At 49.1% G+C, this 24566-nt stretch carries 25 protein-coding genes and 3 pseudogenes; 12 read left to right on the forward strand and 16 right to left on the reverse strand.

From position 1 onward, the window contains the following. Window positions 1–221, forward strand: a pseudogene (locus tag BMZ81_RS14325) (IS110 family transposase); the annotation flags it as partial. Here the strand turns inward: BMZ81_RS14325 and BMZ81_RS13950 are convergent. Both BMZ81_RS13950 and BMZ81_RS13160 read right to left on the reverse strand, forming a co-directional pair. After that, on the reverse strand, window positions 163–1314 hold the full coding sequence (locus tag BMZ81_RS13950; RefSeq protein WP_143072787.1) for a hypothetical protein: 1152 nt from the start codon (window positions 1312–1314) through the stop codon (window positions 163–165). The pseudogene BMZ81_RS14325 and the gene BMZ81_RS13950 overlap by 59 nt on opposite strands. Before the next feature lie 79 nt (window positions 1315–1393). Beyond that, window positions 1394–1612, reverse strand: coding sequence for a helix-turn-helix domain-containing protein (locus BMZ81_RS13160; protein WP_091132864.1), 219 nt, complete (start codon window positions 1610–1612; stop codon window positions 1394–1396). 388 nt (window positions 1613–2000) lie between these two features. Here BMZ81_RS13160 and BMZ81_RS13165 point away from each other — a divergent pair, with 388 nt between their 5' ends. From BMZ81_RS13165 to BMZ81_RS13175, 4 genes are read left to right on the forward strand one after another with little or no spacing between them, the layout of a single operon-like run. After that, window positions 2001–2411: a peptide deformylase gene (locus tag BMZ81_RS13165; protein ID WP_091132867.1), complete on the forward strand. Its 411-nt coding sequence runs from the start codon at window positions 2001–2003 to the stop codon at window positions 2409–2411. Beyond that, window positions 2408–2650, forward strand: coding sequence for a flavodoxin domain-containing protein (locus BMZ81_RS14420; protein ID WP_347498081.1), 243 nt, complete (start codon window positions 2408–2410; stop codon window positions 2648–2650). Before BMZ81_RS13165 ends, BMZ81_RS14420 begins: the two co-directional genes overlap by 4 nt. After that, window positions 2593–2904, forward strand: coding sequence for an EFR1 family ferrodoxin (locus BMZ81_RS14425; RefSeq protein ID WP_347498083.1), 312 nt, complete (start codon window positions 2593–2595; stop codon window positions 2902–2904). Before BMZ81_RS14420 ends, BMZ81_RS14425 begins: the two co-directional genes overlap by 58 nt. 8 nt (window positions 2905–2912) lie before the next feature. Then, window positions 2913–3308 carry an MmcQ/YjbR family DNA-binding protein gene (locus BMZ81_RS13175; protein WP_091132869.1) on the forward strand — a complete coding sequence of 132 codons (396 nt, stop codon included), beginning with the start codon at window positions 2913–2915 and terminating at the stop codon, window positions 3306–3308. 217 nt (window positions 3309–3525) lie between these two features. On the opposite strand, the gene BMZ81_RS13180 is transcribed toward BMZ81_RS13175, so the two are convergent. Then, a complete protein-coding gene (locus BMZ81_RS13180) occupies window positions 3526–4572 on the reverse strand; it encodes a Fic family protein (protein ID WP_091132871.1) in 1047 nt (348 codons plus the stop codon). A gap of 304 nt (window positions 4573–4876) precedes the next feature. Between BMZ81_RS13180 and BMZ81_RS13185 the strand changes: the two genes are divergently transcribed. From BMZ81_RS13185 to BMZ81_RS13955, 3 genes are all read left to right on the forward strand, one after another. After that, window positions 4877–5569 carry a DUF3990 domain-containing protein gene (locus tag BMZ81_RS13185; protein WP_091132873.1) on the forward strand — a complete coding sequence of 231 codons (693 nt, stop codon included), beginning with the start codon at window positions 4877–4879 and terminating at the stop codon, window positions 5567–5569. Next, complete coding sequence (locus BMZ81_RS13190; protein WP_091132876.1) at window positions 5535–6173, forward strand: helix-turn-helix domain-containing protein; 639 nt, start codon at window positions 5535–5537, stop codon at window positions 6171–6173. The genes BMZ81_RS13185 and BMZ81_RS13190 overlap by 35 nt, the downstream gene beginning before the upstream one ends. A gap of 593 nt (window positions 6174–6766) precedes the next feature. After that, complete coding sequence (locus BMZ81_RS13955; RefSeq protein WP_143072788.1) at window positions 6767–7045, forward strand: hypothetical protein; 279 nt, start codon at window positions 6767–6769, stop codon at window positions 7043–7045. Window positions 7046–7053: 8 nt separating this feature from the next. Here the strand turns inward: BMZ81_RS13955 and BMZ81_RS13200 are convergent, their stop codons facing one another. From BMZ81_RS13200 to BMZ81_RS13235, 8 genes are all read right to left on the reverse strand, one after another. Then, window positions 7054–7257 (reverse strand): hypothetical protein, encoded by a 204-nt coding sequence (locus BMZ81_RS13200; RefSeq protein ID WP_091132880.1) that lies wholly within the window; start codon window positions 7255–7257, stop codon window positions 7054–7056. Beyond that, window positions 7254–7628, reverse strand: coding sequence for a hypothetical protein (locus BMZ81_RS13205; protein WP_091132883.1), 375 nt, complete (start codon window positions 7626–7628; stop codon window positions 7254–7256). The genes BMZ81_RS13200 and BMZ81_RS13205 overlap by 4 nt, the downstream gene beginning before the upstream one ends. Before the next feature lie 211 nt (window positions 7629–7839). Then, complete coding sequence (locus BMZ81_RS13210) at window positions 7840–9426, reverse strand: helix-turn-helix transcriptional regulator (RefSeq protein ID WP_091132885.1); 1587 nt, start codon at window positions 9424–9426, stop codon at window positions 7840–7842. A gap of 33 nt (window positions 9427–9459) precedes the next feature. Further along, window positions 9460–10821, reverse strand: coding sequence for an extracellular solute-binding protein (locus BMZ81_RS13215; protein WP_091132888.1), 1362 nt, complete (start codon window positions 10819–10821; stop codon window positions 9460–9462). 14 nt (window positions 10822–10835) lie between these two features. Then, window positions 10836–11219 (reverse strand): hypothetical protein, encoded by a 384-nt coding sequence (locus BMZ81_RS13220; protein WP_091132890.1) that lies wholly within the window; start codon window positions 11217–11219, stop codon window positions 10836–10838. Window positions 11220–11396: 177 nt separating this feature from the next. Further along, window positions 11397–12020, reverse strand: a complete 624-nt coding sequence (locus BMZ81_RS13225; protein WP_091132892.1) for a response regulator transcription factor — start codon at window positions 12018–12020, stop codon at window positions 11397–11399. Continuing rightward, on the reverse strand, window positions 12017–12979 hold the full coding sequence (locus BMZ81_RS13230) for a sensor histidine kinase (protein ID WP_091132895.1): 963 nt from the start codon (window positions 12977–12979) through the stop codon (window positions 12017–12019). Before BMZ81_RS13230 ends, BMZ81_RS13225 begins: the two co-directional genes overlap by 4 nt. After that, the gene (locus tag BMZ81_RS13235) at window positions 12976–14631 is read right to left on the reverse strand and encodes a histidine kinase N-terminal 7TM domain-containing protein (RefSeq protein WP_177187322.1); all 1656 of its coding nucleotides are present in this window, start codon (window positions 14629–14631) and stop codon (window positions 12976–12978) included. Before BMZ81_RS13235 ends, BMZ81_RS13230 begins: the two co-directional genes overlap by 4 nt. Before the next feature lie 226 nt (window positions 14632–14857). Here BMZ81_RS13235 and BMZ81_RS13240 point away from each other — a divergent pair. Next, a pseudogene (locus BMZ81_RS13240) lies at window positions 14858–15532 on the forward strand (IS5 family transposase); the annotation flags it as partial. Between the two features lie 611 nt (window positions 15533–16143). On the opposite strand, the gene BMZ81_RS13245 reads toward BMZ81_RS13240, so the two are convergent. From BMZ81_RS13245 to BMZ81_RS13255, 3 genes are read right to left on the reverse strand one after another with little or no spacing between them, the layout of a single operon-like run. After that, window positions 16144–17502, reverse strand: coding sequence for an aldehyde dehydrogenase family protein (locus tag BMZ81_RS13245; RefSeq protein WP_091132899.1), 1359 nt, complete (start codon window positions 17500–17502; stop codon window positions 16144–16146). 60 nt (window positions 17503–17562) lie between these two features. After that, entirely contained in the window at window positions 17563–18162 is a 600-nt protein-coding gene (locus tag BMZ81_RS13250) for a DUF3156 family protein (RefSeq protein ID WP_091132900.1), read from the reverse strand. Continuing rightward, on the reverse strand, window positions 18159–19607 hold the full coding sequence (locus BMZ81_RS13255; protein WP_091132903.1) for an APC family permease: 1449 nt from the start codon (window positions 19605–19607) through the stop codon (window positions 18159–18161). Before BMZ81_RS13255 ends, BMZ81_RS13250 begins: the two co-directional genes overlap by 4 nt. A 117-nt stretch (window positions 19608–19724) precedes the next feature. Here BMZ81_RS13255 and BMZ81_RS13260 point away from each other — a divergent pair. Then, window positions 19725–20321, forward strand: a pseudogene (locus BMZ81_RS13260) (IS5 family transposase); the annotation flags it as partial. 72 nt (window positions 20322–20393) lie between these two features. Here the strand turns inward: BMZ81_RS13260 and BMZ81_RS13265 are convergent. Continuing rightward, the gene (locus tag BMZ81_RS13265; protein WP_091132906.1) at window positions 20394–20816 is read right to left on the reverse strand and encodes a hotdog fold domain-containing protein; all 423 of its coding nucleotides are present in this window, start codon (window positions 20814–20816) and stop codon (window positions 20394–20396) included. Window positions 20817–20876: 60 nt separating this feature from the next. After that, window positions 20877–22037 (reverse strand): iron-containing alcohol dehydrogenase, encoded by a 1161-nt coding sequence (locus tag BMZ81_RS13270; RefSeq protein ID WP_091132908.1) that lies wholly within the window; start codon window positions 22035–22037, stop codon window positions 20877–20879. Window positions 22038–22413: 376 nt separating this feature from the next. Between BMZ81_RS13270 and BMZ81_RS13275 the strand changes: the two genes are divergently transcribed. Next, on the forward strand, window positions 22414–23124 hold the full coding sequence (locus BMZ81_RS13275) for a helix-turn-helix domain-containing protein (RefSeq protein WP_091132910.1): 711 nt from the start codon (window positions 22414–22416) through the stop codon (window positions 23122–23124). 650 nt (window positions 23125–23774) lie between these two features. Continuing rightward, a complete protein-coding gene (locus BMZ81_RS13280) occupies window positions 23775–24212 on the forward strand; it encodes a hypothetical protein (RefSeq protein ID WP_091132912.1) in 438 nt (145 codons plus the stop codon). Window positions 24213–24566: the final 354 nt, after the last annotated feature.

Here is a 24566-nt window from a genome sequence, read left to right on the forward strand (position 1 = left end):
ATCGCCACATATCAAAACGTGGGAATGCGGCTCTCAGAAAGTATTGTTTTGAGGTCATGCAGGCGCTCAAACTTACACGACCTCAAGACGACCCTGTCCTTCAATTCGTCCTAAAGAAGGAGCAGGAAGGAAAACCTTATAACGTAGCCAAGATGGCCGGCGTTAATAAGTTTCTCCGGATCTACTATGCCAGAGCAATGGAAACACTAAAGCAACAGTAAATCTAGATCTCATTATACAGGTTATTTTCAAATCCACAACCACTGTGGGTTTGGTTTTTGCACCCTTTTTAGGCTGTTGGAGCCTAAACTTTTTTATTTTACCCTTGACTTTTACATTAGCAAGATTATCCTTTTTCGTTAGCTCAATACGCTTGCCGACGTTCTTTGAAAAAGACATTCCTACCCTAAACTTGTGTGGGTACTTTTCAATCATACTCGAAACAAAGCAGACATATAATGCCGTCCAGTTAGGCTCAAATTCTTTTTCTTCGCCAAAAAATACGAATCGAACCGGTTTCGTATATGCAAGATTGTTAGCCGAGGAAAAGGACAGGGTATGAACTGCATCTGCATCAACTGAATTATGTTCCGCCCTTTGTTTTTCGTCAATACGCGTTAATGTAGTTTTTACCTCTGGACACGCAGAGCCTTTGGTTTCTTTTTCTTCTACAGCAAACGATTCTTTTTTAAGAAAGCTTCCTTCATACACAAAATCAAAATAGTATCTGCCCGCAGACAGAATTTTGTCATATTGCTTTCTGTGGGTAACCCGAAAAATCTTATTCTGCTCAATTGTTCTTTGGACATTTTGGATCACATCGCGTTCGGTGGTCTCAAACAATGGTTTCTGAAGAACTTTTGCTTTTGTGCAAAAAATTTCTATTTCCGAATAGCAAGGATACAAAGCAGAAAGCTGAGCAGGAGTTACCTTTGAGGCAAGATATTCGAAAAATAGAGATTCAACAGAGCTACTTCCCACTATCATCTTCTTAGCCTCTTTCAGCAGCAACTCATAACTAGTGTGATCTGTCTTATATACCCCGGCAATCTCAGTAAACAATTTAGACGCTGGCTTGAATACGGTGTATCCGCAATAAGCTGATTCCATGCTTTGAAGCTGAAATGCTATTCCATTTACATTACGAAATAACTCGTCTATTTCTATCCCGCGATTTCGAGCCATTTTTCGTAAATCCTGCGATACCCGCTCTACTACAATGTTGCGCGGCATATCATGCTGCTTTATATCAATCATCCCCTCCAAGAGGATCACTGCTTCATATTTATCCCACGCTGGCGGTCTTACGTTCATTACAGCCACTCCCAAACGACAGATTTTATTAAGCTCATTATTATCATATCATATTGGCTGTCCCATAAAGCGGACTTGATCATGTGTTTTCACTCGAATCCGGCACAATTTCCATAATATCTTCCACGCCGCAGTCCAGTGCCGTGCAAATTTTCAAAAGTATTTCCGTCGTAACATGACCATTTCGCCCCATTTTTGTGACGGATGCCGGGCTAATGCCCGCTTTCGCGCACAGATCTTTCTTTTTCATATCCTTGTCAATCAGCAGTTTCCAAAGCTTCTTGTAGCTCACAGCCATAGTTCGATTCCTCCAGATGAAAAAAGTGCTCTGCTGCTTTGCAGAACACCTTTGTGCAAAGCTGCCAAGTCTAACAACAGCGCTTCGCAGCGTTGTATTTTATTGTATCAAAACAGAATGGGAAATGCAAGGAAATGATAAAAACGAACGATTTTTATTTCGAAGACCACTTATCGAATTCGCCCTTATCTTTGTTTATTGCCGCGCAAATTCTGCATCTCATAAGGCGCATGAATCGTGCTGTTTTGCGCGCGAAAATTCTATGCTATTCGTACCGAATGCGCAAACATTAATTAAGTGTCTTCATCGAATCCACCATAAATGCAGTTGAGCCTTACCCATTTCTCTGCTACAATTACAATAAGAAAAACGCAACGGAGGTTTTTCCATGATCCGTGATATCTGCAAAGATGAATTTTTTCTGTCTCAGAAGGCAGAACCCGCGACGGCGGATGATTTGAGTGTAGCGCAGGACTTATTGGACACGCTATCCGCGCACAAGGACGGTTGCGTGGGCATGGCGGCGAATATGATCGGTGTCAACAAGCGCATTATTGCTTTCGACAACATTGGTGAGTACATGGTCATGTTCAATCCCGCAATCGTCAAAAAATCCGCGCCGTATGACGCGGAGGAGGGCTGTTTGTCTCTGACCGGCACGCGGAAAACAAAGCGCTACCAAACCATCAAGGTGCAGTGGCAGAATGAGCAGTTCCAGACGCGCATCAAGACGTTCACCGGCTGGACGGCGCAGATCATTCAGCACGAAATCGACCATTGCGAGGGAATTTTGATATGATTTTGTATTTTTCCGGCACCGGAAACAGCAAATATGTTGCCAAACGCATTGCGGACGCGCTGGGCGATGCGCTTGTGAACCTGAACGACCGCATCAAATCCGGTGACACTTCGCCCGTCGAAACCGGCGAGCGAGTTATTATCGTCACGCCAAGCCCAGCATCGACCGAGCAATTGCGGCGATTCAGCGCAATCAACCGTTTGCGCCGACGCGGAACAATCTCTATGACCGCCTCATGAGCGGCCCGGTCAATCCGATTTTCTATAAATGCTTCGTCAAGGCAGATGCTTTCACTGCTTCGGATGCCTGCATCGGCTGCGGGCAGTGCGCGAAGCGCTGTCCGATGAACAACGTCACGCTCAAAGACGGCAAGCCGGTTTGGGGCAAGAACTGTACCCACTGCATGGCGTGCATCTGCTACTGCCCAAAAGAAGCGATCGAGTACGGCAAAAAGAGCGTCGGTCAGCCGAGGTATCATTTTGAAGCGCTGTGAGGTCTGCAATGAATCGTGAAGAATTAGAAGCCTACATTCTGAACCACTACAGCACAGAACCGGATTATCCTTGGGCGGACACACCGCGCGCCGCCGTGTTTCGTCATGTAGCTAACCGGAAGTGGTTTGCGCTGATGATAGAAGTGCCGCGGGACAAGCTGGGACTTGCGGGAACGGAGAAGCTCGATATCGTCAATTTTAAGTGCGACCCGATTTTGATTTCGTCCCTGCGCGGCGAGACTGGCATTTTTCCGGCGTACCATATGAACAAAGCCAGTTGGATCACGGTCGCGCTGGACGGCAGCGTGCCGGCAGAAACGATCGAGCTTTTGCTGGATGTGAGCTATGAGCTGACCAAGCCGAAGCCTCGCAGGAAAGCGGCAAAGGGGAAAGAGAACGAATAACCGTTCTCTTTCCTGTTTTCTATGTGTGCGAAGCTGTCGCCTGTCTTCGCAAAAAGCATCGCTTCTCCAAATCCGGGGCGCTGAGCAGCGGTAGGATTTCTACCGTCGTGGCGTCGTATCCGCAACCGATGTATATTGCAAATAGTAACTAAAAGGACCGCAGCTGTTCGCATGAGCAGGTGCGGTCCTCTAAAAAGTCGCTCGTATTGAACGGAATTTAATTCAGCCTGAAATAGCAGGTATTTTTCCCTTTTCCTTCTTTTTTCAGTTCTCCGGCTGCAACCAACTTCCGCAAGGCGCCCTCTATGGAACTGTCACTGAGCGTCGGGCAAAGCTCCCGGATGTCCTGCTTATTGAACCGTCCGATTCTGTTTTTGCTGGCTCTGCGCACCATTTCCAGCGCGGGCAGTTTAATTTTCACAAGCGCCATACGATCTTCAAAGTCTTTATACGCCGCAAGGATCGTTCCCAGCAGGTACTTAATGAAGGGCACTACATCCTCAGTTCCTTCGTGCCAGCCGATTTGCGCCTGCGCAAGTGCGGCGTAATACAGGTCCTTGTTTTTGGCGATTTTTGCTTCAAGGGAGATGTACTTGCCAACGTAAAAGTCGCTGCGATACAGAAGCAGCGTCGTGAGCAATCTACTCATTCTTCCGTTGCCGTCATTGAAGGGGTGGATGCACAAAAAGTCATGGATGAAAACCGGGATTGCAATCAACGGCTCCAGTTCCATATTGCCAATTACACGGTTGTATTCTGCGCAGATCCTGTCCAATGCTTCCGGCGTCTCATAAGGGGCAAGCGGCGTGAACAGCGTTTCCACATGACCGTCCGGATAGGTAGCGGTGATATAATTCTGTGTGATCTTTGTGCGTCCCGCAAGCGGGTTATTCATGTGGCTGTAGAGGATTTTGTGAAGCTGCAGGATGTAGTTCTGCGTGATTGGTATCGCGTCAAAGCTCTCGTGAATGATACTCAGCACATCGCGGTAACCGGCGATCTCCTGCTCATCCCGGTTCTTCGGCGTGGTTTTCTCCTTGACAAGCTGCCGGATTCGGGTACTCGTGGTGACAATGCCCTCAATGGCGTTCGATGCCTCGGTGCTCTGTATCTTGGTAATCTCCACGAGCTTTTCGAGTTCCTCCGGGCGCTGCTTCAAATACAGTTCCTGCTTCCCGGCTTCCTTGTATATGGCCGCAATCAGACCAAGAACGTCCGAGTCCCACTTTTGTTCCCTGATTGCAGAGTAATTGAAGATCCTCATTCCCTTACCTCCATTCTGTTTCCCTTAAATATTAGAATAAAATAAGGGAATAGTCAATGGGTTGTGCGATAAATCCCTTACTATTATGCCTGAATTAAGGGATTTATAATCTTAGTCGTAAACCGCCTATTCATTGTTTATAGCGACGCAACCTTTGAACTGTTGCTTTTGAAGAAGCCACTCGCAGAGAAATTTGTTTCACGCTAGGAACGTTCTTTCTTGAAGTCTCTCTACAAATACGACTTGATTTTATATCACTTTGGTGATACTATTGCAGATAGAGATATGCGGGAGGGACACACGGATGAATCAGAAAATCACACTGTATCACGGCTCCGAGCAGCTTGTGGAAACGCCGACTTTCGGGTTGGGCAAGAAAAACAATGACTTCGGTCTTGGCTTTTACTGCACGGAAAGCGAAGAACTTGCGAAAGAATGGGCCGTGTCCTCTCTGCGCAATGGCTTTGCCAATCGTTACAGTCTTGATACGGAATACCTAAAAATCCTGAATCTGAACAGCCCGGACTATACGATCCTGAACTGGATCGCCGTCTTGGTGGAGCACCGCCTGTTTTCCATCAAAACCCCGGCAGCGCAGCGGGCAAAACGGCACTTGATTGACAATTTCAGCGTCAACGTCAATGCCTATGACCTGATTATTGGCTATCGCGCTGATGACTCCTATTTTGACTATGCCGAGTCTTTCTTAAATAACGGAATTTCCGTACAGCAGCTTGCAAAAGCCATGCGGCTGGGAAAGCTGGGAGAGCAGATCGTCGTCAAGTCCAAATATGCGTTCTCGCTGCTGCATTACGAGGGATTTTCCATCGCAGAAAAGGAAAAATATTATGTTCTCCGCAAGGCCCGGAACGATGAAGCCGATCAACATTATGTGAGCATACTTGAAGAAGAAACCGATGGTCTGTATATGCTGGATATCCTGAGAGGAGGCATTCAAAACGATGACCCACGCATACCAAGAAATGCATCTAAGTAACGCACAGGCGCTGCTGGGCGACGCTTTTGACTATGCCATCAACGCCTGCAGTATTTCAGGAAATGACTTTGTGAAGCTATTTTCCGTAAGCTCTGTCAGCAAGCGAATCGAGAATGGTGAGCCTGCCTATCTGGCAGGAAAAAGCGGAATTGAAGTCGTGGAAGATATTCTTGTCGAGACGACCGGCAAAGCGCCAACTGCCAAACCGCAGGTAACGTTCAGCCGTTCCAGAGAGTATTGGATTGGCTGGGCTATCGCGTACTATCAATGGTTTTCCGGCCGGAAATTCAGCGATATTTTCAAGGCCCTTTCGTTCGAGGATTTGCTACAGATGTACGCTCCGCTTCACGAAGCAGACATCAGCAAATTTGCCGATATTGCCGATGCCAAAGTGCGTGCGTATTTTACAGATACCAATCTCAAGCGCATCCGTACGACCTACGGCTGCACACAAGCAGAGCTTGCCAAGCGAAGCGGCGTCAGCCTCCGGTCAATTCAAATGTACGAGCAGCACAACAAGGATATCAATAAAGCCAGCGCGGAGACGGTTCTCAGCCTTGCCAAAGTCCTTGGCTGCACAATGGAGGATCTTTTGGAAAAGTGATCTTCGTGATGGGGCTATTCTTTGTCTATAGCGGCTCAATCTTTGAGTTGCTACCCCGCAGAAACCACTTGCATAACCCTCTGCCCGGAGTTACAATGCAGACACTTTGAACATAGAAAACGCTTCCCGTCTTTTTGGGCGGGAAGCGTTTTTGACCACATGGATTACTACAGACGCGCGTGGAACAGGCGGAAATGGGGGTTCCAAAGAGGTCACGAGAGTAACGGAAAACGAGCGGAAACGATAAAAAACCGTTAGAAACGTCCGAAAAAAGTTTTCGATTCCTGTTTTGGCATTTGATACCCAAAATCCGATCGTCCTCATCCGGGGAATCCGATGAAACCCATTTTGGGCTGTACCTTTGATAATTTTGTTTTTAGGAGTAGCCGTAGAAAAATTCATTTTCTACGGCTACTCCTATCGCACATCTGCGTGAGCACGGAATCCGTCTTGGCAGCGGATACCGGCCGGAATGCTACTTCCCTGTCCATCGGCGCGGCTTGCTTTTCCGGGCTGGAGGGCTTATGGGAGCTCGTTTCCGGAAGTAGGTCAGGGTACTGGGCACACAGACACTTCAGGAGCTGCATCTCGCTTTGGAACAGGAACTGCACTCCTTCTGCCTCCACGATTCTCTGCCATGTTCCGTCATCTGTGGATGTAACGCAAACGGTAAAGCGTGCAATTTCTTGGTTCTCTATCGTCTCCATGTTTCTCCATCATTGCTGAATATCATTGTTTTGATGGAAGGACAGCAGCCAGACGGAATCAGCCTGCTGCCCTTCTTTTTTCGCCGCCTCTGCTTATTTGCCCATGAAGCAATGCAGGAAAGTGATGTTCTGTCCCCTGGTGCAGTCGGCGCTTCCCTCATATGAATGGCGAATCAGTTCAATCGCCTCTTTCGTTTTTTGGCAAATGAGGATTTGGCGACAAGCGCTGCACCGTGTTTTTCAAGCTCCTTTTGTATGAAGAAAAGCAACTCCAATTCACTTTGGAATGTCAATTCGCTATCTGATGATTTCACAGTTCCCTGCCAGGAGCAATTTTCCGCATTTTGGATGCTCAGCATAAATTCAATTGGCTTCATCCTGTTCCCCCCTCTGTGCATTCGGCCACCAGTTCTCCATGCTCCTGTAAATGCCTGGCGCAGGCAACACACATGTCCAGCTCGTCGCAAACAAGGAAGCAGTGGTCGCATACCATCCGGTGGCAGATGGGGCAATGGTTAAACGCCTTGCCTACTTCCTCCGCTGCACGCAACAGTGCCTCGTCCTTTTCCCGCTTGTAAAGGGTATCGAAAATGACTCGCTTCCCTTCGCTGGGCGGCGTTACCCCCGCCCGTGAAAAGCGGATGGCCCTTGACTTCCAGACCTCCCCACACTCCGCACAGCGCAGGGAAAAGCAAAACTCGCTTTGCGTGGAGCAGTCCTGCAATAAATCCTTTCCTATTTGACTCATCTTCTCACCACCTTTCAGCCGCCGGCCAATATCGTTTACATACTCCTTTTATCAAAATGTCAAGAGGAAAGATATGATCCTGAGTAGTATTTTAGGCCGTTTTCCAAAAAATACTACTGAGTAGTATACAATATATCGTGTGCGCTATTTAGATTATACAATATATGGATTTTAAAAAAGTCCGCCGGTCATAAAGACCGGCGGGCCGTGTTCAGATATGATAGGTAATCTGTTCTAATCTTCCGCATCTGCGGAAGAGGTCGATGTAGAGTGTCAGTTCCTCACGGGTGGAAACGCCTAATTTTCTATTGATGTTGGTGTTGTGTTTTTTTGCCGTATTGATGCTGATGAATGCCCGCTGGGCGATCTCGCCGATTTCACAGCCATCGATATAGTATTGCAGCACGGTCCTTTCCATGGGCGTAAGCTGCTCCACACGGCAGGTAAATTCAGAGAAGAACGCCTCGATGTTCGGCGGCAGCTCATCACCGATCTGCTGTTGATCGGCTTTGGACTGAATAAAGGCCAGCAGCTCGTCAATCTCCGAGATGCCAGAACGCTGCTTTCCCGTGGGAGACTCTTGAATCGCCTTGATGCTTTGGGTAATCGGCCTGACAAAACGCCGTGAGAGATACCGTGCCAGCGTCAGCATACACAAAAGGAATGCCAAAGAACCGACGATCCATGCGGTGCGGCTGGAGGCCGAGAGCTTATCGTAGCTGCTCTCCGGGAGCAGTGTCACCACTGCCAGATCCCGCCCGCTGACCAAGGCACAGCGCGGAATCTGATGCAGGCCGATGTATCGCTCCGTGCCGGAGGAATAGGTGTTGTAATAAGTTCCTTCTTTGAAGCGCAGTGTCCCCTTCGGTTCCAGCCGGAGGCCCATGGAGTCGCCCAGCATGGCTCTGTCCAACAGCAGTTCATTTCCGTTCAGCGGAGCAAGGACCGTGACCATGCCGCCGTAATTTGAGACGATGGGCGGATAGGAAAGGCGAAAATACAGCTCGCTGAGCTCTACACCGCAAAGTCCGCAGACCCCGCCGTCGCCGTCCAGCACCGGCACATACAGCAGCAGCACATCCTCCCAGGTATCCTTCAGATGCGTGCGCTCCGACCATATGCCTCCATCCGCCAGACGGTCCACCGGCGTGTCCATAAAATTGTCATAGCCGGGAAGGCAGGTGGTATCAAACTCCAGATTCCAACGGTTGTGCATCTGCACCTGCTGCCTGCGGGCAATCTCGGAGGCACCGCGAAAGTAGGTCAGATGCTGGTTGGCGCTGCCAGTGCGGTTCAGATCCGAATAGCGCAAATACAGGCCCATGCGGGACTCTTGGGATCTTTCAAGTCCGGTGTTGGTGGTAGCGTCCAGCAGAACCAGTACACCGCTGCAGTCGCTGGCACGCAGCGTAGCGTGAAGCGGCCCATACAGTGCCTCCTCCACCTCGGCAATCAGCGATTGGTTGTCGCTTAAATCGTCAAAGACCGCGCCGTGCTCTATCAGCGTATTGGAAACTTCCTTGGATAGGGTTTTAGACAGCGCAACGCACTGGGCAGTCAGTCCGCTTAGCTGCTCAGAAAGGGCGGCAACCGTGTTTTGCTGCTGAATCGCCAGCGCATCAGAAAGCTTTTGGGCAGGATCGGAAAAAACGCCGGCAAAGCTGAGGACCAGAATTAAAGCCGCAAAAACCGCCAGCACCATGGACATCCAGTACAGCCGCAGTCTGCGCTGCATACTGACGCCCTGCTGCTTTGCCGCATTGGTCAAGCGCCGGAGTTCTTTGAGCTTGCTCAGCATGATTTTTCACCATCCTTTCCAAAAGCTGCCTGATCAGTAATGTTCTTTGAAATAGTCCAGTGTGGCCCAGATTTGATCCTCTATGGCATCAGGCCCCGCCGCTTTGTATTTTGCGATGCCATATTTCAGCGCATACCGCACATTTTCCTCAAATCGGGTTTCCAGCTCCAAATAGCTGTCCAGTTTAGGCGCAGTATAGAACTCGTACCCGGCCTGTGTCTCCAAAAATGCCTGATACAGCGAGGCATACATGGGATTTTCCAGGTTCTCGATGGCGGTTGGCAGGTAGGTGTCAAAGGATTCCTGTTTCACCGGCATATACCCCAGCCTTGTGACGAACTCCACGTTCCGCTGCACGTCCGTCAGCCATTTGAGAAAGGTCACGCAGGCTTGCTCTCGTGCCGGGGTGGACTTCACCGTGCAGATGCCCGCGCCGCGCTGCATAACCAATTTTTCGCCGTCTTGGAAGCCGGGACAGGGCATGGCCATAATCTCCACCCGCTCGCTGGTATTGTCGGCGTAGGTCACGGTATCGGAGTAGTAAAGGACGCTGGCCGAGGAGGCAACCGACACGATGGAATCGCCGGTGCGCAAAGGCTCGGTGGCGTAGCCGCTTTGCAGCCATACGCCGCCGGCTAACGTCGCTCTGGCATACGGTTCCCAGACAGTATCAAACGCCGGGCTAAACGCCAGCCCATCTCCGTCAAAAAAGTTCTCGCCAAGAGATTCCACACCCACTTGAAAATAGTTGAAATGATAGTCGTGGACAAAGAACACCTTGCCGTCGTCCGGAATATCCGGGGTCTGGGCATCAGTCCAGGCCACATAGTCGTCGGCGAGATTGAACAGCCCCTCCCAGGTCTCCAAGTCGGAAAGCTTTGCACCGGTGGCGGCGGAGAATCGGTCAAAGGCAGTTTTATTGATGAACATGATCTCAGTGGACTTTGCCACCGGCAGTACCACCAGCCGGTCATTCACCGTGCCTTCCGCAATAAAAGAGGGCAGAAATTCAGAAATTTCCTCCTCGTTAAAATAGTCGCTGTAATCTACCAGCACAGACTCATCCGGCATGGCCAGCACCGTTTTGGGATAGGAGACAAACATATCTGGCAGCTCTGGTGCGCCAGGGTCGCCAAAGGCTGCAGCCAGTACGCCCTCGTGGATGGTGTTGGTATTACTGACGCTGGTGACTTTGACACAGATGTTTTGTTCCGCCCCCACAGTCTGGTTAAACTGATTGATGAGGTCGTTTAGAGGCGAGTCGGTCTGAGCGCCATAGACGTGCCAGAGGGTTACCGTGACCGGATCCTCTTTTTGCCGGGCCGTGCCGCAGCCGGTGCAGCCCAGCAGCAGAATGAGCGCCAACAGGAGCGCCATATATTTGCGGCGTTTCATACGCCCCCTCCTCATTATAAAGTATCGATTACCGCTGACAGATATGCTGCGGAGATCGAGCCGTAGATAAATTGGTCAATGAGCCCGTCGCGCTTGGCTTGCAGTACTTTGACAGCCTGAGCCTTTTCGGCGTTTTCGTCCACAATCAAAACAATCTTGCACATAGGACACTCCCGCTTGACCTCGTCCCGCAGCTTTAACCGCTGTTCCAACTGCAGCGGCGGATAGCCTGAGACCTCCATAAGCAGCGCGTAGGGCTGCACAAGCTGGCAGTGGGCAGCGGTGTCCCCCTGCTTTTCTATCCGGTAAACATCAAAATCCGAATCTGCGCTTTGCAGTGCACGGGCAATGGCATCGGCAAAGAGGTAATTTTTCATATCGATCACAACACGTCGCATATGGTTCACCTGACTTTCAAATAATCGGCGCAACTATTTCATTACATTTATCATTTTATAAGACTTTCAAAAAAGCACATTACCCATTTGGGTAATCAGGGCAAGAAAGTTCGAAAAATAGTGCAAAAAAAGCGCCCGGCATGAAAACCGGACGCTGCTCAATACGAGAACTTGTGTTTAGAATCCATTTACAATGAGCTTTTTGCTGATGACCACGGCTGCCAGCTTTGTTTTAGAGGGGAAGCCCGTTTTAGAAAGCATACTGCTGACATGGGCCTTCACCGTATCAATGGTGATGCCCAGAGCATCTGCCATCTGTTTATAGGTCATGCCCTCCACCAGCAGGCGCAGCACGCGAATTTCCGCTTCGGAAAACTCATAGCTGGTGGCGTTTCCTAGGATGACCTCAGGCGTTGTGTCCGGGTAGACCGATTCACCGTTCATAGTGCGCTCCACTACTTTCATCAGTTCTTCCCGACTCACATCTTTGAACCAGATGCTGTCCGCGCCCACTTGGCGCGCCCGGTCCAGATAACTGCAGTCCAGCATGGAGGTGACGATGATCACCTTGATGTTGGGAAATCTTATTTTGATCTTCTTGGTGGCCTCAAAACCGCTCTCATCGTTTTCCGTACAAACATCCATCAGCACCAAATCCACCGGGTGCTGCACGCAGATCATTTCCGCCAGCGCTGCGTTGGAAATAGAAGCCGCCAGATGATAACGATCGTTCTGCTGGATATGGCTCTCCATATTTTCCCGCATCATGCGCTGATCTTCCACAATTAATACGTTTATCATTGTGTTTCCTCCTTTGCAAGGGGGACGAACACCGTCAACTCATACACCGGAGTGCACCGAACGAGCATCTCACCCCCGGCCTTTTCCATGCGGACGCGCAGAGAACCCAATCCGCCGCCCTCCGTAATCTCCCCACCGGGCGGCCTGCCATTATTGGTGATCCTTGCCGCAGCAACACCATCTCCGCTGTTAAGTTTCACATACAGCTCGGTGGCGAGGGCGTGGCGCACCGCGTTGGTGGCACACTCCCTCATAGCGGTCAGCAGCAGATAAGCCGCGGCGGTGTCACTGGGCAGCTCTCCGTCAATGTGGACCTTGATACCGATCCCCGCCGCCGCGTCCATGATCTGATCCAAAGCGTCCTTGTCCTTCGCACTTTCGCTGTCCCGCTTAAGCAGACGGATGGCGCTTTTCCACGCAGACAAGTCAAGCTCCCCGGCGGGTCGATTCTGCCGCAAAAGCTGCCGCGTGGCGATGACGCTTCTGCCAATGTCGTCGTGGACACGCATCTTCATGCTGAGGATCTCCTCCTCACGGATAACAGCGGTAATATTGGCCGACAGACGGCGCAGTCTCGTTCCTGCCTCTTCCAACTGCCGGTTGTCCCGCTCCAGTTCCTTTTGTTTTTGATAAAGCTCCGTGACGTTGGAGGCCACAATCTGCGTATAGTGTCCGCCCTTCGCCGTTTCGATGTGCTCCTCTGAAAACCTCCATGCGCCGCCCCCCTCCGGAAGAAATACATCACCATCCCGTAAGCCTTGCCTGGGCGATCCGTTCATCAGCTCCCGCAGCTCGTAAAGGCTCTGCAGATCTCTGCCGGTAAGGGCGAAAATCAGCCGGTGCATCTGCCGGTTGCAGAGCGTGACAATGCCGTTGCGGTCAAAAAAACACACGCCGCTGGGCAGGTTGTCAAAGGCATCCTTACTCATACGCTTCAAGTGGCTTCTTTGGCGCATCATGCTTCACCTCCCGCACACAGGCACATGGAGATCTGCCATTCTCCGTCCTCGTCCTGCCGGGCTGTGATCATATTGCTGGAGAGAACGGAAAAATCGTTGTCAGCATCGGTGTTGACTGTGATGGCAAGTGCGTCCATGCGTTTGCCGATCCTGACTGTGACAGCGCTCATACTGTCCAGTGATCGCTCCACAACTTCCTCAAAGAAATCGTACATCGCCATCATCTGCGCCGCTGCCACGGGCTCGCTGAGTTCCATTTGAAATCCGCAGCTCACGCCGTACAGCTCCAGATTGCTGATTGATTCCGCAAATGTCAGCGAAAGCTCCCGCTCACTGAGCACAGGCGTTTTGTCGGCAAGAAAAATCAAGTTGTTGCGCCGCTTGAGGTAGGCCCCGATGACGATCATTTTCCCCAGCAGCTTTTTTCGTTTCTCTTCGCTTTCGGCTTTCTCAAATTCATCGGTCAGCTTCGCCAGAAGGTTGATTTGCACCGCCGTCTCGCACTGGATCCTGTTATATAGCCGATCCTGCTCTGCTACATGTGCTTCGTGGGTTTTGAGGGCATATTCCTCCTGCAGAAGGTGATTGCTGTCCTCCAGGCTTTTCTTTGCGTCCCGCAGGTCGTCCAGCACTGCCAGAAGCTCTGACACGTCCTCTGTCCACAGCACATGGCCGCCGTGGATATCAGCACCTGAAAGACGCAGGCCTCCGTCAAGCTGAACTGGACCGGTTTGCGTCTGTTCCATGACTTCCTCCGGCACAGGCCGCACAAAATCCGATGTCAGGAGGGAATGATAGTCCGGGTCGGTAAGCTGGATGCCCATGGTGCAGCGCGCAAGCAGATCGTCATAGTGTGTGTTGGATTGGATCAGCCCGCATTGAATACAGCTTTCCAGCGTTGCGGCAAAAAGCAGGCAAAATACAACCGTCATATCGCCCGCAATGGATTTCAGCCACGGCACACGAAAAATATAAAGCACACTATAAATCAAGGTCAGTATGACAGGAACGAAGGGCAGCATCAAAACCTTGCGGCTGTTCGGAGTCCTGCACTTTATCAGCATAATGGTAAGGGCAGTGAAAGCGCATAGCATCTGCCAGCCCGCAATAAGAAAATATCCCATTGCATATCGGTAATCATTTTTCCATACGGATGCATTTGCAGGAAAGGCAAACACAAGCTGATGCAGGTCATTGGTCAGTACCAGCAGTAAAAGTGCGGCGGTGGGTATGTAAAGAAACGTCGTCCACTTGGGCAGGCTGGAGCTCTCTGGCTTTCCCAGCGACAGGGCAACGAACACCGCCAGAAACGGGATAAACAGCATGGGTAAATAGTACATATACCAAAGATAGCGCAGCGTTCCCGGATCGTCCGCAAACAAAAAACGGAGCGTCCGGACCGATACCCAGAATACCATCAGCGCAGAAATCGTGGTGAGATAGCAGCGCACCCGGGGCTGAATGATCCGTCTGCGGATGAAAACGCCCCATATGCTGAACATCCCAATGTATATGGAAGAGCGAATAACGGAGCAAACCCATTCGAAGACCCCTTCAACGCGGAAGCCTATCTGCCGCAGTACGATTGCAAGGATTATGGCAAGGGCAGCATAGGGAAAAACGCTGTGGCCGTTCAGGTTCGGTTTTGTCATTGCCGCGCCCCCCGTCTGCGGAAAAGTCTCTTGGCAAGTAGAACAGTTTGTTCCCACTGTCAATTTTTTCAAAAAAATCATATCATATGGAAGGAAAAAAGACAACTCATGTCCGTATACGTTATATAGTATAGCGTAGTGGATATCCTCATCCTTCCCTTGATACAACAACAAATGTTATCCTATATGTTAGGAATTCTCTGTTTACTTTTAAAAGAAGTCTTGTGGTGATACACTGGGCCGGTTTCGGAATATCCTTGTGCACAACGGCTTGCAGGAGCAGCTGTTTGCACAGGTAGTAAAACTATTAAGAGAAAGAGGGCTTCTTTTGAAGAAGGGCACCATCGTGGACTCCACGATCATTGCTGCTCCATCCTCCACGAAAAATCAGGACAAACAGCAGGATCCTGATGTGCATCAGGTAAAGAAGGGCAACGAATGGCACTTCGGCTACAAGGCTCACATCGGCGTGGACAAAGACAGCGGCTTGCTCCATACGCTTGAGGTGACAGCCGCCAATGTCCATGACGTCACCATGACTTCAAAACTGCTGACCGAAGAAGAGACGGTAGTCTATGGGGACAGCGGCTATCGCGGAACCGAAAAGCGCGAAGATGCCATGACCGAGAACCATTCAGGCAAGAACATTTGCTATAAAATCAATCGTCGCCCCTCGCAGATGAAAAAGCCGTCGGCCAGATCGCAAGCCCAGTTAAGGCGCCGAGAGCGTGAGAAGTCGTCAGTCCGGGCAAAAGTAGAGCACATTTTTGGAGTTGTAATGGGTCTGCTTCAATACCGAAAGACGCGATACCGAGGCCTGCAAAAACAGACCGCAAAACTGAATATGATGTTTGCGCTGGCAAATCTGATTCTGGCTGACAGGCCCTGCCTGACAGTCTAATTTGGCTTGTCAGCGCAAAGGAAATGCGAAGTTTTTCACACTCTTTGCCTATTCAGGCAGATGGCGTGGAATTTTTATGCCATTGCGCGGTATTGCCCTAACAATTTTCTAACAAACTGCCCGGAGAATTATTTTTTGTGCATTTTGTCAATTGCTATACAATGTAGTTAATTTTCCGTGTATCCCTTACAAGGCAATGCTTTGCGTCGAAAATGGAATTGCAGGAAAACGTTCAACGACACTGGTCAACACCGTTCTTCATATATACAACATATTCTGTATATGACATTGTGACGAAAAAGTGAATTTTCAACTACTGCCGGGCCGCAATGGATTGTCTGGCCTAGCCGCGATTCATTGCATGCCGATTTTTAGAATTCCAACGCTTTTCTATAGTAATTCCATCTATAAAAAACATTTCCACAAATAATAACAAACAAAGCAAAGAAAAGCTGAAAGAGCTTGTCGCTTGCATTACACAAACAACAAACCCTTTCAGCTACTTAATCGATTTAACTTCGGAACATTTCTCTAACTTCTCAAAGCACTTTAAATCTCTTTTTATTTTGTGCGTGCAGTTTCAAGGGATTTTGCTTTTGCCTCAGGACAAATTAGTCCGCAAAAAGCTTTGCGCCATCTATAGGCTCGGCATCCAGGGGCATTGTGACCTTGCTGATGTTCAGCAGGTGCGTATAGTCCACGTTGCCGGCCATAATGTTGCTGCCCCAAGTACCGCAGCTTTCCATAACCGCGGGAGAGAGCGCATTTGTTACAGGTCCCCAAGCGTCAGGCGTGGGTTGGTTGACTAGAACGCGAGCTACAGGGATCCGCTCACTGTAGTACTTGATATGATCCATGTCATTGCTGAAGATACCGGCAGAGTGGCCGATGCCGCCTTGCTCCTCCATGTTGCGGATGGACATTTCCACTGCGCTTTCAAATGTATCATAGCTCTTCACTTTCACAACAGGCGCCAGAATCTCGTGGTTCAGCATATCACCTTTCCCGACATCTGCTACTTGCAAACAAATAAATTTTTTGGTCTCTGGAATCTCAAAGCCCGCCAGCTTTGCCAGCACCGGCGCATCCAGGCCGATAGTAGATGGGATCTGGGCGCCATTTGGGCCAAAGAGTACTTCGCGATACTTTTTTACGTCCTCCGGGGCTGTGTAAACTATTCCCGCCGCATTTTCTAGTGCCTTGAAAAAATCGATCTCAACTTCATTGGGATAGAAAAGGATGTTGTCACTATCGCAGGCCACTCCGTTATCTACAGAGACAGCTAGGTTAGTGAGATCTGCCGCGTGCTGGAGATCGTAGCCACGATCCAAGATGACCGGAGCGTTGCCAGGACCTACACCGTAGGCAGGAGTCCCGCTAGAGTAGGCTGCCCGCACCATGGATGAGCCTCCGGTGGCCAGAATCAAATTGGCACCCTCCATCAATTCCTGAGAAGCTGGGATCGTGGGTTCAGATACAATCTGGATGAGATCTATGGGGGCGCCGCAAGCGGCGATGGCCTCCCGCATCAGCTCCACCGTCTTCACTGTGACACCCTTGGCACGAGGCGCGGGGCAAAACACGATGGCGTTCTTGCCTTTGATCGCGTGCATAGCATTGCCGCAGGCCGTGGTAACTGGAGTAGTAGAAGGCGTGATACCCGCAACGACACCTACAGGATGAGCCACTTCCATCATCTTCAGCTCAGGGTATTCTGCGATAATGCCCACAGACTTTTTGTCCTTCAGATACGCATAGAACTCTGCGGCTGTACCCTCGTTCATAGCAATTACTTCGGACACGCTGCCGATTTTGGACTCAGAAACAGCCATCTCAGCCAGAGGAACCGCATTCTTGTAAATGGTTTTTCCAATAGCATACACAAGAGCATCTACCTGTTCCTGGGTGTACCCCTGAATTTCTGCCATGGCCTTTCTTGCTTTTTCTAACTTTTCAGAGACAATAGACATAATAACCTCCATCCTGTCATTACGAATGACATAAAATTTTCAGTTGCAGTTGTTTATACGTTATAGTTTTGTCACACAGAGAATCATCAGTTCAAAGACCTCGCCAATCTTTAGGATCTCGTTCGGAGTCGGCATAATGGTTTTGGTCACAGGGGGAATCATCATCCATGTGGTGCTTCCCACCAAGCCCCGTGAGGAAATCGCATAGCGCTTTTCCGCCATGCAATACTCCACTCTCACATCAATGAAATCTAAATCACAAAGCCGCTGAATAACCGCTTCATCGTTTAACCGCTCCAGAATTTCAGCGCTCCGGGCTGCACCTTCAACGCTGAGTTTCCTCTCCACCGGCATGAAGTGCTTTTGGGAAGTAAATTGAAAGCTGAAACTCTCTGCTTCCTCCACTTTTGCCGTCGTGCTGAGGATAAGATCGTAGCAAAGGGATGTCAACCGATTTTCCACGCTGTACGTCAGTGTCAGAGTTCGCAGATACTGACGGTTCAGGTTAATCCGCTGGCGAAAAAAGGTATCCTCTGTCAACTCTGCCCCGCCAAGCGCGTTGCTCATGATAGATGCCAGATTTTGAAGCCGTTTGTGAGCGCGTTGATCAATCCTGCTTCCTCGGGTACTTGGGTCGGCGGGCTTGATTTTATTCTTCAAGTTGTTCCCACTTTCTGCTTTTGCTTGGCAATCCAAGCGGTAACTTCTTCATTCCAGCCCTCCAGATACTCAGTTCTGTCGATGATGGCCTGAGCCTGCTCTTCAAGAGGCTTAGGTGTGAAGAGATCAAACCCCTTCTTCTTGCACCAGACAAAGCAGTAGAGCACAACTAAAGTCATGTAAATCAAAGAGGGGAGGATGTATGCGCGCATGCTGTAAATAGCATAGGCAATACCCGCAATGCCAATAGGAACCAGGATATGGGGGGCAGGCATCTTAAAATAGCGGGGATAGTCGGGATATCTCTTACGGTACACCAATACGTCAATCATGGCAATGATGTAAGCGCTCATCCAAGAGATGCACGCCACATTAATAAGGAACGTTATGCTGTCGGACGCAGCGCCGTTGACAACTAGGAACGCGATGGTACAAATCATCAGGCCACCGACAAACAGGATGCCGTGAACCGGTGTTCTGGTTTTTGGGTTGATTTCACCGAACCATTTGGGTAACAGTCCTTCGCGGGAAAGTCCGTAGAGCATCCGGGGAAGACCTGCGGTGTAAGAGTTGGCCGTGGTGAAGGAAGCCAGGGTAGTAAGCGTTGCCATCATGATATAGCCGGGCGTACCCATCATATTTCCAGCAGCTTCTACATGCGGTAGAGCGGAAGATGCCAGGACCTCCAACTCCGTATAACGAACAGAGGCCGCAGAAAATACGCTGTTAACCACCGTGATGGTCAGGGTACCCAGAATTAGGGCCAGAGGGATATTCCGGTAAGGCTTCTTGTTCTCCTCCGCCATTGGACAGGTGAATTCAAAACCAACGTAGAACCAAATACCAGTGCCCATGCAACTCATAATAGTGGCAAAGCCGCCCTCAGGGATGATCGCCATGCCGTCATTGACGGGAACGGCGCCAACTAGTGACTCACCCACGTGGAAAAACCCGCTGAAAGCCAGCAAAGCGAAGACCAGCATCATAAAGAGCGTCAGGTACATCTCAACCTTGCCGTAAATACCCACGTCAAAAATATTTACCAGCTGCACCAATGCGAAGATAATAATGGTAAAAATCCAAGGATTGAGGCCGAACAGGTTGCCAATGGCTTCCCCGCCCATAGTAAGTTGGGTACCGCCGTCGGCCATAACCAGCATAACATAGCCGCTGAGCAGGGAAAACGCGCCCCAGAAACGGCCCAAGGCCGGAATTGTGTAGTCGGAGATCATGCCCCCGCCGGGTAACATGGCTGTCAGCTCGCTGAAGGACAAGGCAGTAATCATGATAGGGATCAACGCGATTAGTGCAACGATAAAAGTTGAATAGCCAACAGTACCGCCGACGTTGCCCACAGCAAACATTCCGCTGCCTGAGACCACTAGTCCTACTGCGGCGCCGTAAGCAGCACCGAATCCAAGTTTTCTTGACAATTTTTGCTCCATGGTAGCACTCCTTTTTATCACTTCTCTACGTTGCGTGTTCATAAATATCGGCCAAATCTAAGGCAACACCGCACAGAAAATATGGGCAGGTGGTAAAATATTGCCATGGGTAAACAGATGAGTCTGTCAGCCCTGAGCGATGAACTGGCGCAGGTGCGGACAAGGAGAAAAGAGTTTCTCGGGCAGATAGCGCGCATTGTTCCCTGGGGTAGATGGATTGCCATAATTAAGCCGTGCTACTACAAGGGGGAGCGCGGAAATAAGCCCTATGATCTTGAACTGATGCTACGGTTATATCTGCTGCAAAATCTCTACAACCTGTCCGATGAGGCAACGGTTGCCGAGGCAATTGACAGCCGTGCATTCTCGGACTTCTGCGGCATAGAGTCCAGCAATCAGGTGCCTGACGGGGATATCCTGGGCCGCTTTCGGAATATCCTTGTGCACAATGGTTTGCAGGAGCAACTGTTTGCACAAGTAGTAAAACTGATAAGGGAGAAGGGACTGCTCCTGAAGAAGGGCACCATCGTTGACTCTACCATCATTGCCGCTCCATCCTCTGCAAAAAATCAGGGCAAGCAGCGGGATCCGGACGCACATCAGGTTAAAAAGGGAAACGAATGGCATTTCGGGTACAAGGCTCACATTGGCGTGGATAAAGACAGTGGACTGATCCACACGCTTAAAGTGACAGCCGCCAATGTCAAAAATGTTATCAGAAGCAAGTTTGCAGCATTGAATCACGTATCCAAACAGAGTATTGCTGCGCAGCTGAAGAGTACACTTTTACTTCTGTACAAAGAGTGGATCCTGAGCACCGCGTTGCTCCTCTTTTTTTACCACAACGATACCTGTTCCAAAAGCGCACAGTTCCGGTGTGTCAATCACATCCGCGGAGGAGACCGCCAAATTGGGAGTCCGTGATAGCTGAATATGTTTGTATGCTTCAAATTTGCAAACCATGGAGGTGTTGCCGACCTTCTCGACCCAGCCCACATATTCCACGAAGTCACCAGCATAGATGGGGGCGAGGAACCGGATGTTGTCATATCCATAGAACAGTCCCTCGTCACCGTGCAAACGGATGGCAAGTTCCGTGGCCACATCACCCCAGAAATCCAAGATATGGGACCCATTGACCAGATCGCCGGCATAATGAGCTTCGCCAGTGGACATTCTGGCCTTGATGCTGACTTTTTGACCAATCATAATTAAGGAAACCTCCTGTTGTTTTACTGCTGATGTGGGTTAGACGGTTCTGTCTTTGTGTCACTCATTGTAGATCTGGTGGAACAGCCTCAGATACTCTTCCTCGCTGATCGGGCGGGGGTTGCTGCCGTTGGAAACATTTTCGCTGGAGGCTTTTGCCAAGGCGGGGAAGTCATCCACATTCACACCCTTGAGATCCCGAAATTTAGGGATGCCCACGTCTACGCAAATATTTTCCAGCTCCTTAATGCCGGCTTCCGCGGCTTCTGCGAGAGTCATGTCAAAGGTGTTGATACCAAGTGCTTTGGCTATGTTGGCGTACTTCTCCGTGTCCGATGGTACATTATAGCGGCTGATACTTGGCAAGAACACTGCACAGGAAACACCGTGGGGTGTGTCATAGCGGCCGCCAATGGCCTCAGCCATACAGTGGATGGCGGCGCAATCAGCGCAGCCAAAAGCAATGCCAGCAATGGTGCTGCCTAGCATCATACCTGTGCAGTTCTCCAGTGTGGGGGTATGCACTGCATCTCGGATGTTCTTAGAGATGAGTTCAATTGCATAGAGAGCATAGGCATCCGTGTGAGGCGTTGCCACAGTACAGGTATACGATTCAACTGCGTGAGTCAGGGCATCTACACCGGTAGAAGCCATGACATGGCTGGGTAGATTCATCAGAACACCGGGATCGATTAGGGCAACTTTGGCAGCGGCTCTGTCATCAAAGATGTTGAGCTTTTTGTGAGCCTCCGTATCCGTCACTACTGCGAAAGGCGTTACCTCGCTTCCAGTACCAGCAGTGGTTGGAATGGCAATCAGCGGCGTAATCTCCCGTTCTAATAGATGGTCACCGCACCAATCTTGGACGGTCTTCCCGTGGGTAAGGAGGGTTCCTATGGCCTTTGCAGTGTCCATGGGGCTGCCGCCACCAACAGCCACAAGGAAGTTCACTTTCTCGGCCTTGGCAATCTCGGCGCCCTCGTTGCAACTTGTGATACGGGGGTTCGCAACGACGTGATCGAAAATCATGTAGTCGATTCCAGCGGCCGTCAGAGATTCTTCTACAGGCTTGACAAGTCCGGCGTTGATGACACCTTTATCCGAAATAATCATAACCTTGGTCGCGCCCAGCGCTTTTGCTTCCTGGCCGACTTTATTGATGACACCAGATCCAAATTCCACGCGAGTCGGCAGCTTGAATGAATAAGTAGACAATCCCATAATTGAGCCTCCTTTTATAATGTTGTAATCCATATGCTTGCAGTCTGCAGGCCCAAAAGCCCAGCTGGTAACGCACCTCCTTTCCTCAAAGTTTTCATGCAGACGCTCGCTGCGGATACCTTGCAGGAATTATTAACATTTTGTGAAATTTACCATTTATATATATTTTTTGAGAAAAACCGCGATATATAAAAGGCACACAGAACAGCGGAATATACAGCAAAAAGGAAATTGTATACAGGGCTCAAGAATTCACCATTGCAAGAATAAAAAAACTATTATATTATTTATATGGGACATTTAAAATGAACAAAGACTTGAACTACTAGTTTGTCGAATGCTCTGTATTTTATTGACAAGGAGGGGCGGGGAGTAAATGTCAGGGGCAAATTATCAGGAAATTGGCGCTCGGATTCGAATGTATCGAAAACTACAGGGTATTACACTGGAGAATATGGCAAGGCAACTTCACAAGAGTAAAGCAACGATTTCAAAATATGAAAATGGCCATTTGGTCATGACAATTGATATCCTGCTGGACATTGCAGCAATCTTAAAGATCTCGCCGGAACACCTGATCGCACTGCCTCAAAAGCCAACGATGTTCTCCATACCAACAGCTTCCGGTTTTTTTGACTGCAGCCGTGCTTATGTATATTTCATAAGCGACTGTTCCGACCGCATTTTTCACGGTGTCCTAGATATTCAAACGCCCAATGGGAACTGTTCTACTGCCACTTATTATTCTGCTGTAGAGTCCTTTGAAAACTATACAAACTGTCAGCACATTCTCCACGGCCAAATCGAGTTCCATCACGACTTTACGTATTACATTGCCGACAACTGCATCAATCCTCTGGAAAAGCTCTTCCTTGCGGTAACAACGCCCTACGATACTAAGGCCTATGCCCGGGGTTTGATCTGCGCTCACTCCATCCCTTTTCGTGTACCAATGGCGTTCAAGTGCATTGTCAGCCAGAAGATTCTCGAAGAAAACGACAAAATCCGAGAAGAGTTGCTAATCAACAAAGAAGATATTCAGGTCATACGAAAATACAACGCCCTGATTCGCAAAGATCCTTGGTAAATTGTCATTGATTCCGAGTTTGGGCAATTGTTCAAAAGTAATCGCGCGTAGGCGAATACTGACAAGAACATATTAGCATCATATAGGTTTGCTGTGCAAATCGCCCGTTTTTTCCTGTGGGAAAAAATTTTGTACTGTATTGCTTTTAAAGAAACTTTCTTAGTATTTCTGTTGTTGTTTTTTTGGTAGCAGAAATGCGCGTCTGAATCATTATGATATTTTTCTTTATATGAAATCTCTTTCACTTTGCAACTTTTGCATAAGGCATATGCAAACATTAAAAGCAAAAGGCAGTCAACTGATGGTCGAATACCGATTTTGCTTTTTCAATTCTATTAGACCGCCTCATTTCCGGCTCTCCCATGGCGCATTTGCTTTACTGTTTTATGCGCTACCGCTATTTTGAATTTTGATAAACCAGCTTCTTGGTTAGCTTATCAAAGTTCAAAAAATAGTCCCAATTCGACTTTGTGTTCCCGACAAAAAACTTTGGATATGAAGTGGATATGATGTATGTAGCCGTAATCGGACACGATTCGGTTATGGCTCCACCTTGAAAGAAACATAAAAGTATTATATAGTAAATATGGAACATTTGGAAAAACTTTGCGTCTATATACATAAACATAGTCAAGATTAGAGGGTGTAATATGAGCATGAAATCGCTGATAGTATTCGTTTTAGCAATGAGCTGTGGAATTACATTGAGCGGCTGCACGAATGACACAGCTGACGCAGGGGACGGAGGATTTATTAGAAAAACATACACAGGGATCGTTGAGGAGCAAAACACAGAAAATGACAACGAATATATCCGCGTGAATATTGGAAATAATGAAGTTATAGATTTTCTTATCAGAGATACTTCAGAAATGGACCATGGTGAAAGCATTTCAGAGGGTGATGCCGTGGAAATTGACTGTGTCCATTGGTATGACCCATCAATTTATGAGATTTTGAAACTATCAGTAGATGATTCTGCCAGCAATACAGATAGCAATAATGACACTATGGTGTGGACAATTAAAATTGGACATACAACGGACGAAGCAAAAGAACTCTCACAAGAAGATATGGGAACAATTTGATGTTGGGGTCAAAAGTAAGTATTTTCACCATCAGGAGCTATAAAACAAAAAATGACCGCCTCTAAATACGAAAGCAGTCAAATCTTCGGCGTGTTTTTGGGGGCCTTTTCGCCGCACTCTATGTGAGAAGTGGGTTGCAGGTACAACAATAGAAGCCCCTTCGTTGCCGAAGCAGCTTTCTAAAATTGATTGCTGAAATTTTGGCTCCAAAGAAGAATTTACCAGGGATCTTCCCCCGTACCGGCATATCGTCAACATGATAGCAGTTGCGCAAAATGGAAGGAACCGCTTCAACGCCATTCCGTATTCTTCTCCAGTTCTGAAAGTCTTCCGCCCCTATAAAGCGCTGTTGTT

The sequence above is a fragment of the Oscillibacter sp. PC13 genome, assembly GCF_900115635.1.
GTDB lineage: Bacteria > Bacillota > Clostridia > Oscillospirales > Oscillospiraceae > Oscillibacter.

Coding starts and splice junctions, on each gene's coding strand:
- BMZ81_RS13950 (WP_143072787.1), bottom strand. CDS start 1,314: ATGAACGTAAGACCGCCAGCGTGGGATAAATATGAAGCAGTGATCCTC.
- BMZ81_RS13160 (WP_091132864.1), bottom strand. CDS start 1,612: ATGGCTGTGAGCTACAAGAAGCTTTGGAAACTGCTGATTGACAAGGAT.
- BMZ81_RS13165 (WP_091132867.1), top strand. CDS start 2,001: ATGATCCGTGATATCTGCAAAGATGAATTTTTTCTGTCTCAGAAGGCA.
- BMZ81_RS14420 (WP_347498081.1), top strand. CDS start 2,408: ATGATTTTGTATTTTTCCGGCACCGGAAACAGCAAATATGTTGCCAAA.
- BMZ81_RS13175 (WP_091132869.1), top strand. CDS start 2,913: ATGAATCGTGAAGAATTAGAAGCCTACATTCTGAACCACTACAGCACA.
- BMZ81_RS13180 (WP_091132871.1), bottom strand. CDS start 4,572: ATGAGGATCTTCAATTACTCTGCAATCAGGGAACAAAAGTGGGACTCG.
- BMZ81_RS13185 (WP_091132873.1), top strand. CDS start 4,877: ATGAATCAGAAAATCACACTGTATCACGGCTCCGAGCAGCTTGTGGAA.
- BMZ81_RS13190 (WP_091132876.1), top strand. CDS start 5,535: ATGACCCACGCATACCAAGAAATGCATCTAAGTAACGCACAGGCGCTG.
- BMZ81_RS13200 (WP_091132880.1), bottom strand. CDS start 7,257: ATGAAGCCAATTGAATTTATGCTGAGCATCCAAAATGCGGAAAATTGC.
- BMZ81_RS13205 (WP_091132883.1), bottom strand. CDS start 7,628: ATGAGTCAAATAGGAAAGGATTTATTGCAGGACTGCTCCACGCAAAGC.
- BMZ81_RS13210 (WP_091132885.1), bottom strand. CDS start 9,426: ATGCTGAGCAAGCTCAAAGAACTCCGGCGCTTGACCAATGCGGCAAAG.
- BMZ81_RS13215 (WP_091132888.1), bottom strand. CDS start 10,821: ATGAAACGCCGCAAATATATGGCGCTCCTGTTGGCGCTCATTCTGCTG.
- BMZ81_RS13220 (WP_091132890.1), bottom strand. CDS start 11,219: ATGCGACGTGTTGTGATCGATATGAAAAATTACCTCTTTGCCGATGCC.
- BMZ81_RS13225 (WP_091132892.1), bottom strand. CDS start 12,020: ATGATAAACGTATTAATTGTGGAAGATCAGCGCATGATGCGGGAAAAT.
- BMZ81_RS13230 (WP_091132895.1), bottom strand. CDS start 12,979: ATGATGCGCCAAAGAAGCCACTTGAAGCGTATGAGTAAGGATGCCTTT.
- BMZ81_RS13235 (WP_177187322.1), bottom strand. CDS start 14,631: ATGACAAAACCGAACCTGAACGGCCACAGCGTTTTTCCCTATGCTGCC.
- BMZ81_RS13245 (WP_091132899.1), bottom strand. CDS start 17,502: ATGTCTATTGTCTCTGAAAAGTTAGAAAAAGCAAGAAAGGCCATGGCA.
- BMZ81_RS13255 (WP_091132903.1), bottom strand. CDS start 19,607: ATGGAGCAAAAATTGTCAAGAAAACTTGGATTCGGTGCTGCTTACGGC.
- BMZ81_RS13265 (WP_091132906.1), bottom strand. CDS start 20,816: ATGATTGGTCAAAAAGTCAGCATCAAGGCCAGAATGTCCACTGGCGAA.
- BMZ81_RS13270 (WP_091132908.1), bottom strand. CDS start 22,037: ATGGGATTGTCTACTTATTCATTCAAGCTGCCGACTCGCGTGGAATTT.
- BMZ81_RS13275 (WP_091132910.1), top strand. CDS start 22,414: ATGTCAGGGGCAAATTATCAGGAAATTGGCGCTCGGATTCGAATGTAT.
- BMZ81_RS13280 (WP_091132912.1), top strand. CDS start 23,775: ATGAGCATGAAATCGCTGATAGTATTCGTTTTAGCAATGAGCTGTGGA.